We start from the raw sequence: 15,908 nt of genomic DNA, 5'->3' as shown, positions 1-15,908 counted from the left end.
ATGGCGTATTGTAGTGCAGAAACGCCAACCTCTGCTGAGACACCCCTTGGGACAGCCTTGTAAAGGGGAAGAATACAACACTAATGAATCGAAAGTCAGATATTGTATTAGAAATTTGGCCGGCGCATCGCGGCCCCCCTCCGATGACTTGCACGGCCGTTGACCTGGCAGATAAAAATAGCAAAGGCCACGGCGCGATCCGCGCCGTGGCCCTGGTAAAAAACGAACAATTGCTCGTTTTTAGCGCGGCAGCAGGGATGCCCCCATCAGGAACTCATCGACGGCGCGCGCGCACTGGCGCCCTTCGCGGATGGCCCACACCACCAGCGACTGGCCACGGCGCATGTCGCCGGCCGCAAACACCTTGGCCACCGACGTCTGGTAGCAGCCGGCGCCATCCGTGGTCGCCTTGACGTTGCCGCGCGCATCCGTGTCGACGCCGAACGCTTCCAGAACTTGTTGTACCGGAGAAACAAAACCCATGGCCAGGAAGACCAGGTCGGCCTTCATCTCGAATTCCGAGTTCGGCACTTCGCTCATCTTGCCGTCTTTCCATTCGACTCGGCAGGCGATCAGCTTTTCCACCTTGCCGCCCTTGCCTTCGAAACGCTTGGTGGCCACGGCCCAGTCGCGCTCGCAGCCCTCCTCGTGCGAAGACGAGGTGCGCAGCTTGGTCGGCCAGTACGGCCACACCAGCGGCTTGTTTTCCTGTTCCGGCGGCTGCGGCATCAGTTCGAACTGGGCCACCGAGGCGGCGCCATGGCGGTTCGAGGTGCCCACGCAGTCGGAACCCGTGTCGCCGCCGCCGATCACCACCACGTGCTTGCCCGTGGCCTTGATCTGGTCCTTGAGCTTGTCGCCCGCGTTGACCTTGTTTTGCAGCGGCAGGAAATCCATGGCGAAATGCACGCCTTTCAGTTCGCGGCCCGGCACGGGCAAGTCGCGCGGCTGCTCGGCGCCGCCGGCCATGATGACGGCGTCGAATTCTTTTTCCAGGTCTTCCGGGAAAATGGTTTCCTTGGCCCAGTTGTTCACATGGGCAGGGAAATCCTTGCCGACCAGCACGCTGGTGCGGAAGACCACGCCTTCCGCTTCCATCTGTTTCACGCGCAGGTCGATGTGCGACTTTTCCATCTTGAAGTCAGGGATGCCGTAACGCAGCAAGCCGCCGACCCGGTCGCTCTTCTCGAACACGGTGACGGCATGGCCGGCGCGCGCCAGCTGCTGTGCCGCCGCCAGGCCGGCGGGGCCGGAACCGACGATGGCCACTTTCTTGCCGGTACTAAAGCCGGCAGGCTGCGGCGTGACCCAGCCGTGCTCCCAGCCCATGTCGATGATCTTGTGCTCGATGGACTTGATGCCGACGGGATCTTCGTGGATGCCCAGGGTACAGGCCGATTCGCACGGCGCCGGGCAGATGCGGCCCGTAAATTCCGGGAAATTGTTCGTCGAATGCAGGATATCGAGCGCTTCGCGGTAGGCGCCGCGGTACACGAGGTCATTCCAGTCGGGAATGATGTTATTCACGGGGCAACCCGTGGTGCAGAAGGGAATGCCGCAATCCATGCAGCGCGCGCCTTGCACGGTCGCTTGCGCGTCCGACAGGTGCAGCACGAATTCCTTGTAGTTCTTCAGACGCGCGGCAGGCTCCAGATAGTGCTCGTCCTGGCGCTTGAATTCCATGAAGCCGGTAATTTTACCCACGATGTTTCCTTTGTATTTAGCTGGCGGGGAGCGGCCAGGCCGCTCCCGTGTCACATTTTTGGCAATGAGCTTGGCTGGCTCAGGCGGCGACGGCTTGCACTTCCATGGCCGCATCGGCAGCCATCTCGATCAGCGCGCGCTTGTATTCGTTCGGGAAGACTTTCACGAACTTGCCGCGCGCCGCGGCCCAGTCGTCGAGCAGGACGCGGGCGCGCGTGCTGCCCGTGTGCTTGAAGTGACGCTCGATCAGGCGCTTGAGGATGACTTCGTCCGCTTCCGGCACGCCGTCGCGGTGCTGCGTATGCCAGGCATCGCGGTCGACATGCTGTTCCGCTGCGGACACGACCTTGTCTAGGCTGACCATGGCCGTGTTGCACTTGCTGGCAAAGTCGCCCGCCGGGTCGTACACATAGGCGATGCCGCCCGACATGCCCGCCGCAAAGTTGCGTCCCGTGTTACCCAGGACCACGACCGTGCCGCCCGTCATGTATTCGCAGCCATGGTCGCCCAGGCCCTCGACCACCGTGGTGGCGCCCGAGTTGCGCACGGCAAAGCGTTCACCGGCCACGCCATTGAAGAAGGCTTCGCCGGCAATGGCGCCGTACAGCACCGTGTTGCCGATGATGATGTTGTCCACGGCCCAGCCACGGAATTCCGTATTCGGCCGCACGATGATGCGTCCGCCCGACAAGCCTTTACCCACGTAATCGTTGCCCTCGCCCACCAGGTCGATCGTGATGCCGTGCGCCAGGAAGGCGCAGGCCGATTGGCCCGCCGTGCCTTGCAGCTGGATGTGGATGGTGTCGTCCGGCAAGCCGGCATGGCCGTATTTCTTCGCCACTTCGCCGGACAGCATGGTGCCCACCGTGCGGTTCAAGTTGCGCACGGGCGAGATGAAGGAGACGCGCTCGCCCTTTTCCAGCGCCGCGCGCGCTTGCGCGATCAGCTTGTGGTCGAGCGCCTTTTCCAGCGCATGGTCCTGGAATTCCACGTGGCGACAGGCCTGGCCATCCGGGGTTTCCGGCTTGTGGAAGATGGCCGAGAAGTCCAGTCCCTGCGCCTTCCAGTGCGAAATCGCCTTCGATTTGTCCAGCAGGTCGACGCGGCCGATCAATTCGTCATACGTGCGGATGCCCAGCTGCGCCATCAACTGGCGCGCCTCTTCGGCAACGAAGAAGAAGTAATTGACGACATACTCGGGCTTGCCCGAGAACTTGGCGCGCAGCACGGGATCTTGCGTGGCCACGCCCACCGGGCAGGTATTCAAGTGGCATTTGCGCATCATGATGCAGCCTTCGACCACCAGCGGCGCCGTGGCGAAACCGATCTCGTCGGCGCCCAGCAGGGCGGCGATGACCACGTCGCGGCCCGTCTTCATCTGGCCGTCGGCCTGCACACGGATACGGCTGCGCAAGCCATTGAGTACCAGCGTCTGTTGCGTCTCGGCCAGGCCCAGCTCCCACGGCGTGCCCGCATGTTTCACGGACGACAAAGGCGAGGCGCCCGTGCCGCCATCGTGGCCGGCGACGACCACGTGGTCGGCCTTGGCCTTGGTGACGCCGGCCGCCACCGTGCCGATGCCCACTTCCGACACCAGTTTCACGGAGATCGACGCGCGCGGGTTGGCGTTCTTCAAGTCATGGATCAGCTGCGCCAGGTCTTCGATGGAATAGATGTCATGGTGCGGCGGCGGGGAAATCAGTCCCACGCCCGGCACGGAAAAGCGCAGGCTGGCGATGTATTCGGACACCTTATGGCCCGGCAACTGGCCGCCTTCGCCCGGCTTCGCGCCCTGCGCCATCTTGATCTGGATCTGGTCGGCCGAGTTCAGGTAGGCGGCCGTGACGCCGAAACGTCCCGACGCCACCTGCTTGATGCGCGAACGCATGGAATCGCCTTCCTGCAGCGGAATATCGACGACGATCTGCTCGGCACCGACGACGGATGCCATGGTGTCGCCCTGGCGGATGGGGATGCCCTTCAATTCCTGCGTGTAGCGGTTCGGATCTTCGCCGCCCTCGCCCGTGTTCGACTTGCCGCCGATGCGGTTCATGGCCACGGCCAGGGTCGCGTGTGCTTCCGTGCTGATCGAGCCGAGCGACATGGCACCCGTGGCGAAACGCTTGACGATTTCCTTGGCCGGTTCCACTTCATCGAGCGGGATGGCCTTGGTCGGGTCGAGCTTGAACTCGAACAGGCCGCGCAGGGTCAGGTGGCGACGGCTCTGGTCGTTGATGATTTGCGCATACTCTTTATAGCTGGAGAAATTGTTGCTGCGCGTGGAATGCTGCAATTTCGCAATCGCATCCGGCGTCCACATGTGGTCTTCGCCGCGCACGCGGAACGCATATTCGCCGCCCGCGTCGAGCTTGTCAGCCAGCACGGGATCGCTGCCGAAGGCCAGCGCGTGCAGGCGCAGCGCTTCTTCCGCCACTTCAAACACGCCGATGCCTTCCACGTTCGACGCCGTACCCTTGAAGTATTTGTCCACCAGCGACTTGTTCAAGCCGATGGCTTCGAAAATCTGCGCGCCGCAGTAGGACATGTAGGTCGAAATACCCATCTTCGACATGACCTTCATCAAGCCCTTGCCCACGGCCTTCGTGTAGTTGTAGATGGCTTTGTCGGCGGACAAATCGCCAGGCAAGCCGTGCGCCATCTCGGCCAGGGTTTCCATGGCCAGGTAGGGGTGGACGGCTTCCGCGCCATAGCCTGCCAGCAGGGCAAAGTGGTGCGTTTCACGGGCCGAGCCCGTTTCCACGACGAGGCCCGTGGAGGCGCGCAAGCCCTTGCTCACCAGGTGCTGGTGCACGGTCGAGGTGGCCAGCAGCGCAGGGATCGCCACCTGGTCGGCGCAAATGGCGCGGTCCGAGACGATCAAAATGTTATGGCCGGACTTGACGGCGTCGACGGCTTCCGCGCACAGCGAGGCCAGGCACGCTTCCACGCCTTCCTTGCCCCAGGCCAGCGGGTAGCAGATGTCCAGTTCGTACGACTTGAACTTGCCGCCCGTGTGGGCGCTGATGTTGCGCAAGCGCGCCATGTCGTCAAAGCCCAGCACGGGCTGCGCCACTTCCAGGCGCATCGGCGGGTTGACGTTGTTCGTATCGAGCAAGTTCGGTTTCGGGCCGATGAACGAGACGAGCGACATCACCATCGCTTCGCGGATGGGGTCGATCGGCGGATTCGTCACTTGCGCGAACAGCTGCTTGAAGTAGTTATACAGTGGCTTCAGTTTGTTCGACATGACGGCCAGCGGCGAGTCATTGCCCATCGAGCCCGTCGCCTCTTCGCCGGCTAGTGCCATCGGCGCCATGAGGAATTTCAAGTCTTCCTGCGTATAGCCGAACGCCTGCTGGCGATCCAGCAACGATGGCTGGACTTTTTCGCCCTGGGCGCGGTCCTGCTTGGCCTGGCCTTCGGCCAGCTTGATCTCGTCGAGCTTGATGCGCACCGAGTTGATCCACGCCTTGTACGGCTTGGCGTTGGCGTAGGTGTTTTTGAGTTCCTGGTCGTCGATGATGCGGCCCGCTTCCAGGTCGATCAAGAACATCTTGCCAGGCTGCAAGCGCCATTTCTGGATGATTTTCGATTCCGGAATCGGCAGCACGCCCGATTCCGACGCCATCACCACCAGGTCGTCGTCCGTGACGATGTAGCGGGCCGGACGCAAGCCGTTGCGGTCCAGGGTGCCGCCGATGTGACGGCCATCCGTGAACGCCATGGCGGCAGGGCCGTCCCACGGCTCCATCATGGCCGCGTGGTATTCATAGAAGGCGCGGCGGTTGTCATCCATCGTCGTGTGGTTTTCCCACGCTTCCGGAATCATCATCATCATGGCCTGGGCGATCGGGTAACCGGCCATCAGCAGCAGTTCCAGCGCATTGTCGAAACACGCCGTGTCGGACTGGCCTTCATAGATCAGGGGGAACAGCTTTTGCAGGTCGTCGCCCAGCACGGCCGACTTCATCACGCCTTCGCGCGCGCGCATCCAGTTGAAGTTGCCTTTCACCGTGTTGATCTCGCCGTTATGAGCGATCAGGCGGTACGGGTGGGCCAGCGGCCATTCGGGGAAGGTGTTCGTCGAGAAACGCTGGTGCACCAGGGCCAGGGCCGAGATGCAGCGCGCATCCTGCAAGTCCTTGTAATACACGCCCACCTGGTCGGCCAGCAGCAAGCCTTTATACACAATCGTGCGCGCCGACATAGACGGCACGAAGAATTCCTTGCCGTGCAGCAGTTTCAAGGCCTGGATGGCGTGGCCCGACGATTTGCGGATTACATACAGTTTGCGCTCGAGCGCGTCGGTGACCATGATGTCCGGGCCGCGGCCGATGAAGATCTGGCGGATCACGGGTTCCTTGGCGCGCACGGTGGGCGACATCGGCATGTCCGTATGGATGGGCACGTTGCGCCAGCCCAGCACGACCTGACCCTCGATGCGCACGGCCCGCTCGATTTCCTGCTCGCAGGCGATGCGCGACGCGTGTTCCTTCGGCAGGAAGACCATGCCCACGCCATATTCGCCAGGCGGCGGCAATTCCACGCCCTGCTTGGCCATTTCTTCCCGGTAGTACTGGTCGGGAATCTGGATCAGGATGCCGGCGCCATCGCCCATCAGCGCATCGGCGCCCACGGCGCCCCGGTGATCGAGGTTTTTCAGAATCAGCAAACCCTGTTCGACGATCGAATGGGTCTTGTTGCCCTTGATATGGGCGACGAAACCGACGCCGCAGGCATCGTGTTCATTGGCTGGGTCGTACAGGCCTTGCGCTTTCATGGGCTTCTCCGCTGCATATGACTATCGAAAAACTAGAGTAGTGCAACGCAACAAAAAACTCAACCACAAAAATTAGGGTCGGAGTCGAATTAAATTCGATTCCGTCGCCCTAAAAATTTAATAGGGACACAGTCGAAGCAATTTCAATAAAAGCGCGGAAAGGAACCATTTTTTGTTTTAAATGCGAATGCTTTTTAATTAGGGGCCGCGTCGGCCACGATTTTGCGGGGACGGCCCCGCTTGGCAGGCAGCACTTGCCGCTGCATTTTCTGCTCCAGCGCCTGCTTGAAAGCGTCGGAACCCAGCGGCCAGCCCTTCAGCACAGCCTGCTCTACCGCCTTCACCTGGCTGCTGCCCAGGCCCTGCTCGAACAGGCGCAGATACGCGGCCTCGCGGTCGAACGGCGTGTTGCCCAGCGCCCAGTACAGCGCATGGTCGGTAATGACGGGATCGGGCCGCACACCCGCATGGTGGGCATAGCTGGACCAGCTGTAATCGAGCGCCTGGCCCGCCAGACCCGTTTGCACGGGTACGCATTCCAGGTAGCGGCAGCAGGTCAGGAAGAAATTGTCGGGATCGATGACGGAAGTTTTGTAGCGTCCCTGCCACAAGGCGCCTTCGCGGCCGTATTTTTGATTGAAATACGGCACGTAATAGCGTCCCAGCCACTGCATCAGCTGTCCCAAGCCCGTGGCATCGGCCGGCGTCGCCAATACATGTAGCTGATCAGGCAACAAAACATAGGCGTGGATGGCCACCTTGAACATTTTCGCGCCCGTTTTCAGCCAGGACAGGAATTGCGCGTAATCGGCCGCATCCTGGAACACGGGCTGACGGTTGCTGCCGCGCTGAATCACATAATGGGGCAGTGCGGGAATGATAAGACGGGGCAAACGGGCCATGGCAGAATCGGTCAAAAGAAGGCTAAGGCCTTGATTTTACACACTCTGACGCGTCAGGCGCGACTCTGACCCTGTTTTATTTTGAATGCAGGAAAAAGCCGTTGACTCTGTCCCTTTTTATGGCACCACCCGCCTGCGGGTGGCTGCAGGCGCTGATCAGGACAGGTTGAAGCTGGCCGACAGACTGTAACCCTCGCCATACGCGCTGCGCAGCGGCAAGTCCTGGCCCAGGCCCGTCTTGGCTTTCTTGCGCAGGCGGTACACGAGCATGTCGACCCGGCGGCCCGCATCGGGATCTTCGCCGCCCATGCCGGCCACGATGACGTCGCGCGGCACGGGGCGGGTGTTGATGGTCAGCAGGTGCAGGAAGTTGAATTCTTTTTCCGTCAGGGCGATGACCGAGCCCATCAGTTCAAGTTGGCGAGCGCTTACTTTCAACGTCCACTTGCCCGGCTCGGGCACGGGGTCTTGCGGCCCCACGCGGCGGTCGAGCGCCTCGATGTGGGCGGCCAGTTCGGGGAACTTGATCGGCTTGGTCAGATAGTGGTCGGCGCCCAGGCGCAAGCCCAGGATGCGGCTGTCGAACGCCACGCGCCCCGTCAGCACCAGCACGCCGATTTGCGGATACAGCTGGCGCATGCGGGGGATGACATTGAAGCCATCCTCATCGGGCAAGCCCAGGTCCAGTACGACCACGCCAACATTGCCATGGCTCAACGCCGTCCACATGCCGCCAGCGGAGCTGGTGATATGGACTTCGTGTTCGAGCTCAACGAGAAACTCCGCCATGTCTTCGGCGTAGTCCAGATTGTCTTCGACGATCAGTATTTTCGTCATTGCAACGCCATTCTTCCGTTAGTGAGCTACCGTGGGCAAACCATGCCATTCACTTCTGCACCATGATGGACGGCACAATAGGTTTACGTCAAGGAATTATCACGGTTGCCTTCAGCGGAAGCAAGGCTTTTCCTTGTCTAGACAGGCAAGGGCAGCCAAATCCGGAAAACAGCCCCGCCTTCGGGCAGATTATGCCCCTGTAAACTCCCCCCATGCACGTCCACCACGGCGCGCGCCATGTACAGGCCCAAGCCCGCCCCCGGATGCTGCGCATCGGTTCCACGGAAACCTTTTTCGAACAGCTGCGCCAGTTCTTCTTCCCGCAAGCCGGGCCCCGCATCGCGCACGCACAGGGCCACGCCCCCTTCGGGCACCAGCTTGGCCGACAGGGTGATGGCACTGCCCGGCGCGCTGAACTTGACGGCGTTATCGAGCAGGATTTTCAGGCACAGGGCCATGCCGGGCACGTCGCAGCGCAGCCTGGCCGGCAAGTCCTCGTCCAGTTCCAGCTGCACGCGGTGGCTGGCCGGTACGGTGGCGGCCGCCTGCTGCAGCAAGGCCAGCGGCGCGATGCCGTCGGCGGCCCGCTCGCGGCCGATGGCCGCCATGCGTTCGGGCGACAGATAATCGTCGATCATGGACAACAGGCGGTCGACGGCCGTCTGGATTTTCACGTAGCGCTTGCGCGTGGCGTCGTCCGCGTCTTGCGAGGTCGACACGAGGCGCTGGATGGCACCGTCGATGGTGGCCAGCGGCGTGCGGAATTCATGCGACAGCATCGAGGCGAAGCGCTTCTGTTCCTTTTCCCGTTCCGCTTCCTGCGCCTGCGCCTCGCTGACGTCGCGCAAGCTCCCCACCAGGGTCATGCTGCGCCCCGCCGCCGCGGGCACGATGGTCGAGCTGATTTCCAGCGCCAGCAGGTGGCCGTCGGCGTGCGGCAGCGCCACTTCGCGCAGCAGGGTCAAACGGCTGGCATCGCCATCGCGCCAGCGCTGCAGCCGGGCCGGCACGTCCGCCGCCAGCTGTGCCGCGTGCCCGCGCAAGGCAGGCAAGTCGTAGCCCGTCAGGCGCTGCGCGGCGGGGCTGATGTAGAGCAATTCGAAGGTGGTGGCGTCGAGCAGGAAGGCCGCGTCGCGCCCGTGCTCGGCCAGCAGGCGGAACTGCGTTTCGCCCGCCCGCGCGCGCAACAGGGCGCGGCGCAACTGGACGAAACGCAGCGCCATGAGAATGGCGCCGGCCAGCAGCAATACAAGAAAGGGCAGGAAGGGCAGCATGCGTTATACCTGGCAAGAAAGAATCGCCAAGTATAAGCGTGCGGCAGCGTTAATCTTCCAGCGGGGCGAAAATCTGCTGCAAGTCTTCCTGCGTGAGCGCCATCTTCTGCGACTCGCCTTCGGCCAGGATCGATTGCGCCAGCTCCGATTTCTTTTGCTGCAGCAGCTGGATTTTTTCTTCCAAGGTGCCCTTGGCGATCAGCTTGTAGACGAACACGGGCTTGTCCTGGCCGATGCGCCAGGCGCGGTCCGTGGCCTGGTTTTCCGCCGCCGGATTCCACCACGGATCGTAATGGATGACCGTGTCGGCCGCCGTCAGGTTCAGACCCACGCCGCCCGCTTTCAGGCTGATCAAGAAGATGGGCACGGCGCCCTGCTGGAAGGCCGCCACTTGCGCGCCCCGGTCCTTCGTCTCGCCCGTCAGCAAGGCGTACGGAATGTCGCGCGATTCCAGCTCTTCCTCGATCAATTCCAGCATGCTGGTAAATTGCGAGAAGACGAGGATCTTGCGCCCTTCGTCGAGCAAGTCTTCCACCATCTGCATCAGGTCGAGCAGCTTGGCCGAACCGGCCGACTGCTTCTTCGCCGGCAAGGATTTCACGAGGCGGGGGTCGCAACAGACCTGGCGCAATTTCAACAGCGCTTCGAGGATGACGATCTGGCTGCGCGCCACGCCCTTCTTGTCGATTTCTTCGCGTACTTTTTGATCCATCGCAAGACGCACGGTTTCATACAGGTCGCGCTGCGGTCCCGTCAATTCCACCTTGCGCACCATTTCCGTCTTCGGTGGGAGCTCCTTGGCCACATTGTCCTTCGTGCGGCGCAGCAGGAAAGGCTTGATGCGGCGGTTCAGCAGCATGCGGCGCAGCGGGTCGTCCTGGCGCTCGATCGGGTGACGGAACTGCGTGTTGAACGTCTTTTCGTCGCCCAGCAAGCCCGGCAGCAGGAAGTGGAATTGCGACCACAATTCTCCCAGGTGATTTTCCAGCGGCGTGCCGGACAGGCACAAACGGTGGCGCGCGCGCAGCAGGCCCGCGCTTTGCGCCGCCTTGCTGCGCGTATTCTTGATGTAATGCGATTCGTCGAGAATGACCAGGTGGAAATCATGCTCGCGCAGGGTTTCCTCGTCGCGCGGCAACAGCGCGTAGGTGGTCAGCACCAGGTCGCATTGGTCGATCTGGTCGAATTGCTGGGCGCGGTCCTTGCCTTGCAGCAGCAACACTTTCAGGCTGGGCGCGAACTTGGCCGCCTCGTCCTGCCAGTTGCCCATCAAGCTCGTGGGCGCGATCACCAGAGCTGGATGCGTGAGACGTCCCGCTTCCTTTTCCACCAGGATATGCGCCAGCGTTTGCACGGTCTTGCCCAGGCCCATGTCATCGGCCAAAATCCCCGCCAGGTCATGGTCGCGCAGGAATTGCATCCACGCCAAGCCATCGGCCTGGTAATCGCGCAAGGTCGCTTGCAAGCCGGCTGGGGCCGCCACTTTTTGCACGGAACCGAACTGGCTCAGCTTGCGGCCCATGGCGCGCAGCTGCTCGCCGCCCGTCCATTCCATGTCCAGACCCCGCGCCAGCTCTTCCAGGCGCGCCGCGTCCAGGGTCGACATGCGCACCGCATGTTTGATCTTGTCGCTGAAGTACAGTTCCCCCAGCGTGTTCAGGATGGGGCGCACCCGGCCCCACGGCAGGGCCACGCGCGTGCCGTTTGGCAAGGTTGCCAGCATCTGGTCATCGTCCGCATGCGCTTCGATGACTTTCGGGTTGAAATCGTTGGGCGCGTTGCGGATCAGCTGCACCAGCACGGGCAGCAGCGGCACGCGTTCATGGTTGACGACGATGCCCAGTTCCAGCTCGAACCAGGCATTGCCGCTGTCCGGGTCCTGATCGTCGATCTCCGCATACCAGTCGCCCACGTCGCTCACGTCGTAGCGGTATTTGGCCGTCTTTTCCACGATCCAGCCCTGGTCCAGCAAGGTGTCGATACCGGACTCGGCAAAACGCAGCCATTCCGCCTGCGAAGGCAACAGCAAGGCGCCCTTCAAGCCGCTCAAGGGGGCGGAGCCCGGCTTCTTGAATTGCAGCTCGGCCAGGGTGGCCAGCGCGCGCGCTTCATCGGCCGTGTTTCTCTGGATAATTTCCGTCACGTCGCCCACTTGCCGCACCACCCGCTGCGACGGGTCGAACGAGACGCGCTCGCCATCATAGTCGTAGGACAGCACGGCGAAGTCGCTCCAGCGCTGCGCGCTGCCATCGGCCAGCATGGCGCTGTCCATCAGCAAGACCGGTTGCGCCGGCACATCCTTGCGCAAGCGCTGCGGCAACGGTTGCGGCAGCGGCATCAAATGCTGCAAGCCCTGCGCCAGCAGCAGTTGCGACACGCGCACCTTGTCGTTCGCGTTCAGCGGCGGCGCCTGCGCCACCAGCGCCTGCAAGTCGGCCAGGGAAATGTCGGAGCCGCCCTGGTTCAGTTCCAGCACGCCGCACGACAGGTTGTCGATGTACCACGGCGGATCGGTGGGCAGCATGTAGTCGATCTGGTCGGCGCCATGGTGCTTCGCCCCTTCCGGCGGGTCCACCTGCCAGCCCAGGCGCATGGTCTTGCCTTCGTCGCGCCAGAACAGGCGGGCGGGACGCACGGGACCTTCCTTCAGCGGATACACGAGTCCATTCCCCACATCGGCCCAGGAATTGGCCCACAACAATTTATCCTGCTCGGCCAGCATTTTCAGCAGGGCCGCGCCCACCTTGCCTTTCGGCTCCGTGGCGCTGCCCGTCTGCGAGTTCTGCCCACTGCGCATGGCCACGAAGAAACGCACGAGGTCTTCGTCAAACGGCGTCAGGAACGTGGGCGGCGCGGACAGCAGGGAAAAGATTTCGCTGATGGGACTGGCCGCCGCCACGTCGCCGTTCGGCCGCAGTCGCGCCTTGTACAGGCACAGGGCCACGTGGCGGCCACCGCTGGTGGGCGCCAGCACGTAGATCAATCGATGCTGGTTGAGCTTGGGATCAGGTTCGGCAATCGTCAGCACGGCCTTCGGATGGGCGGCTGCCTCCACCCGCTGCAGCCAGGTGGCGACGGCATACGGCAAAGGCGCTCCCGGCGCGCTGGCCGGGGCAACTGGGGTTTCACTGGTTTCGTCGCGGGTAAAATCCATGGGGCGCATTTTTGTGTAAAGGTCGTATCCAAATCGGCAACAGGCAATATTATCCGCCATACAGCCGTTGCTGGCTTGATTCACACACGCTCTTTAAGCAGTTTTAATGCGCGATGCCTAAAAAATAAGTATTTAATACGACACTTGGGACCCGCAGGCGGCAAAAAAGACCCGTCACCGGCCCTTTTTGCCGCCCTTGACCCGCTTATCAGGCTGCTACCGTTTCCTCTTCGGCCACGCTGGCGGCCTCGACTATCGGTGCCGTGCTCGTGTCGGCGGGCGTAAAGTTGCGCAAAAACAAGAAGAACTGGCCCATCATCTGCGTCCACAGTTGCAGATTGATATTCAGATACTCCTGGCTGACGCCACCGGCAACCAGCACATCCATTTCCAGCACGACGAAATCGCCATGCTGGGCCACGCGGGCAAAACGCTTGCTGCGGTGCCATTCGGCCAGCAAGCCGGCCGGCAAGTCGCCGCCCTGCACGCGCAGCGGGCAGCTCAGGGTCAAATCGGCGTACTGGCCAGGCGCCGCTTCATTGCCCCACAGCACCTGAAAGCCGATGCCATGGCTGGCACTGTGCAGGCGCACGACGCCGTCGTGTTCGATGCTGGTCACGGCGCAGCCGGCCGCCTTGATGGCGTCGGCCATTTGTTCCGCATTCAGGGTGCTCAGCAAGTTGGTATTGTTTTCCATCGTCATTCCATTCATTTCAAAAAATAAAATTATTGGGGAGCGGGCGCGGGGGCGGCCGGTGTGTCACTGGTTTGACGCGCATCAAAGCGGCCCTGGTACAGCTGGTCGCCGTACTGCTGCGCAATTTGCTCGAGCTTGACGCGGCTTTGCGCGGCGAACGGCTGGCGCGCCTTCATGACGTCCAGCACGTTCAGCGACTCGTACGCTTGCAGGATTTCCTGCCCGGCCGCGAACAGCTGGGCATTCTTGCTCTCGCAGCGCGCCAGGGCGCCCCGCTGCAACGCCACTTCGCCGTCGAGGCGCGCACGTTCCGTTTCCAGCTGCTTGCCCGTGGCGGCCAGCTGTTCGCTGGCCTGGCGCAATTGCGCCAGACTGGCGGCCGCCTCTTGCGCGGCGGTAGCGCTGCGCTGTTGTTGCTCGCCCAGTTTTTCCCGCTGCGCGCGCTCTTGCGCCAGCTGCGACTGGCTGCGCGCCAGTTCCTTTTTCAAGCCCTCGCTGGCAGGCGCGGCGACGGGCGCCGCCTTGGCGGCAGGCACGCCCTTGGCTTTCAGCATTTCCAGCTCGCCGCGCGTCTGCTGCAATTGCGCCGTGACATTGCGCAACTCAGCCCGCAGGCGCTCTTCCATGCTCTGGCCCTTCTGTCCCTGCGCCTGGGCAGTGCCGGCAGCCAGCAAGCTCAGCAACAGTAGCGGCACGCGCATTTTGTTGGATATCAACATCATGGCTCCTTAAAAACGCGCGTTCAGTTCGATTTGCAGGGTATCGATCGACAGTGCCGAACCGAACACTTCACGGCTCGACGTCCAGCGGCCGTTCAGCCAGGTATTCTTGTCGAGCGCATATGCGCCGCCCAGGTAGTAGCCACGCGCATTCGTGCCGCCCAGGTGGAAGGTGGAATCGTTGTAGGCGTCAGGCAAGGCATCCGGTTCGATGCGCTTGTAGCCAAGTAAAACGTTCCAGTCGCCGCGCGCCGCCGGATTCGCCTTGCCCAGGGTTGCCTGCAGCATGTAGGCGTTGCCGCCGCTCCTGAAATCGGCTTGCGACACGCCGCCCGTGCCGCCGAAGTTGTTCATGATGCCGCCCTTGGCGCGCGCCCACATGGCATTCTTGTCGTAGGCCATGTTGCGCACATAATCGCCTTCGATGCGCAAGTCCGTGCCGCCGGCCACCTTGCTATCCCAGCGCGCATTCAGGTTGGCCAGGCGGAATTTCGACGCCAGGCCCACGAATTGCGGCTGCGGCGTATTCGCCGGGTCCAGCGGATTGAGGGCGATATTGCGCAACAGCATCAAGCTATTGCCCTTTTGCATACTCGACGGACGCGACCAGTCCGTGCTGCAGCCATCGGCGCCCGCGTACAGCGCGCACGGCTGCGAATATTCGCCGCTGATGTTGCGGAAGTTGTAGTAGGCCAGCGCGCCGCGCAATTGATGGTCGCTATTGATCTTCCACGAGGCGCCCACTTGCGCGCCCAGCAGCCATTTGTTTTCGCTGGACATTTTTGCCTGGCTGCGGCTAGGCGCATTGTCGGACGAATACTCGAGCGGAATCAGGCCCAGGGTACCGAACACGGTGACGTCCTTGCTCTCGCCCACCGGTTGCTGCACCTTGGCGGCGATGCCGTCGAAATTGAGTTCGCTGGAAAACAGTTCGTCGCCGGACACAAACGGATTGTCGAAGCGGCCCGCCGTCAGTTTCAGCCACGAGGCAGGCTGATACGACAGCCAGGCCTGGTCCAGCCAGATGTTTTTCTTGCCCAGGCCGCCACCGAGCGTTTGCGTGGTGGACACGGGGCTGTCGTCGTTGCCGCTGGCCAGGCGGATGCCTGCCTGCGTGCTGTCGGAAATGTCGGCTAGGATGCCCAGGCGGGCACGGGCGCGCAGCAAGTGCTTGCGGTCTTCACGCGTATTCAGCAGCGCCGGCAGGGCCAGGTTGGTGTTCGAATTGACGTCGTAGCCGCTGCCGCTGTTGAGCGAGCGCCAGTCGATCTCGATATTACTGTTGGCCATGTCGTAGTAGCGCGATTCGTAGCGGGCGCGCACGTCGCCTTCCACGCGGATGCGCTTGGTCCAGGCCGGCGTTTCATTCGGCGCCGCCCAACCGCCCGCTTTTGCCTCGGCCAGCACTTGTCCCTTGATCTCGTCGCGGATCTGCTCGCGCACGGTTTGCGAAATATACGGCACGCGCACGTCGCCCGGCTGCACCTGCGCCAGGGCGGCCGGCGCTGCCGCCGGACGCGCTTGCGCAGCGGCCAGCGCCTCGCTCTGCGCCTGCGCCAGCAAGGCTTCGCCGGCATCCTTGTTCAGGGCGCCGCTCTGGATCAGGCCGCGGATCAGCTTGACCATGGTGCTGTCGGCCGGCGCCTGCGCTTGTACTGCGCCTGCCGCCATGCTCAACGCCAGGGCAGCGAGCGCCAGCGGAAGGCGGCGCATGCGCTGTGGGGAAGAAAATAAGGAATTCATTGTTTCTTTCGGTAAAAATTAAAATGAATGTCGTCAAGAACGCCTGACAAAACCGTCGCGAGCGGCAGTGAGTTGTGGCTGAGAAGCGCAGCTGTGCG

General features: G+C 62.5%; 9 protein-coding genes. All 9 read right to left on the bottom strand.

The annotated features are described in order from the left end of the window. Positions 1-240 precede the first annotated feature (240 nt). The gene (locus VPH41_RS26910) at positions 241-1,704 is read right to left on the bottom strand and encodes a glutamate synthase subunit beta (protein ID WP_070257787.1); all 1,464 of its coding nucleotides are present in this window, start codon (positions 1,702-1,704) and stop codon (positions 241-243) included. 79 nt (positions 1,705-1,783) lie between these two features. Continuing rightward, entirely contained in the window at positions 1,784-6,484 is a 4,701-nt protein-coding gene (locus tag VPH41_RS26905) for a glutamate synthase-related protein (protein ID WP_328572095.1), read from the bottom strand. Between the two features lie 194 nt (positions 6,485-6,678). Further along, on the bottom strand, positions 6,679-7,386 hold the full coding sequence (locus tag VPH41_RS26900; protein WP_328572094.1) for a transposase: 708 nt from the start codon (positions 7,384-7,386) through the stop codon (positions 6,679-6,681). Positions 7,387-7,542: 156 nt separating this feature from the next. Continuing rightward, complete coding sequence (locus VPH41_RS26895) at positions 7,543-8,223, bottom strand: response regulator transcription factor (protein WP_034780956.1); 681 nt, start codon at positions 8,221-8,223, stop codon at positions 7,543-7,545. Positions 8,224-8,360: 137 nt separating this feature from the next. Further along, positions 8,361-9,497, bottom strand: coding sequence for a PAS domain-containing sensor histidine kinase (locus VPH41_RS26890; RefSeq protein ID WP_328572093.1), 1,137 nt, complete (start codon positions 9,495-9,497; stop codon positions 8,361-8,363). 49 nt (positions 9,498-9,546) lie between these two features. Then, positions 9,547-12,651, bottom strand: coding sequence for a DEAD/DEAH box helicase (locus VPH41_RS26885; RefSeq protein ID WP_328572092.1), 3,105 nt, complete (start codon positions 12,649-12,651; stop codon positions 9,547-9,549). A gap of 208 nt (positions 12,652-12,859) precedes the next feature. Further along, positions 12,860-13,348: a YbjN domain-containing protein gene (locus VPH41_RS26880; protein WP_226938904.1), complete on the bottom strand. Its 489-nt coding sequence runs from the start codon at positions 13,346-13,348 to the stop codon at positions 12,860-12,862. Between the two features lie 29 nt (positions 13,349-13,377). Continuing rightward, on the bottom strand, positions 13,378-14,070 hold the full coding sequence (locus VPH41_RS26875) for a hypothetical protein (RefSeq protein ID WP_328572091.1): 693 nt from the start codon (positions 14,068-14,070) through the stop codon (positions 13,378-13,380). A gap of 6 nt (positions 14,071-14,076) precedes the next feature. Beyond that, on the bottom strand, positions 14,077-15,810 hold the full coding sequence (locus VPH41_RS26870; protein ID WP_328572090.1) for a putative porin: 1,734 nt from the start codon (positions 15,808-15,810) through the stop codon (positions 14,077-14,079). Positions 15,811-15,908: the final 98 nt, after the last annotated feature.

The organism is Janthinobacterium sp. P210006 (assembly GCF_036231885.1).
GTDB classification, from domain to species: domain Bacteria; phylum Pseudomonadota; class Gammaproteobacteria; order Burkholderiales; family Burkholderiaceae_D; genus Janthinobacterium; species Janthinobacterium violaceinigrum.
This window is presented reverse-complemented; position numbering and strand designations above follow the sequence as displayed.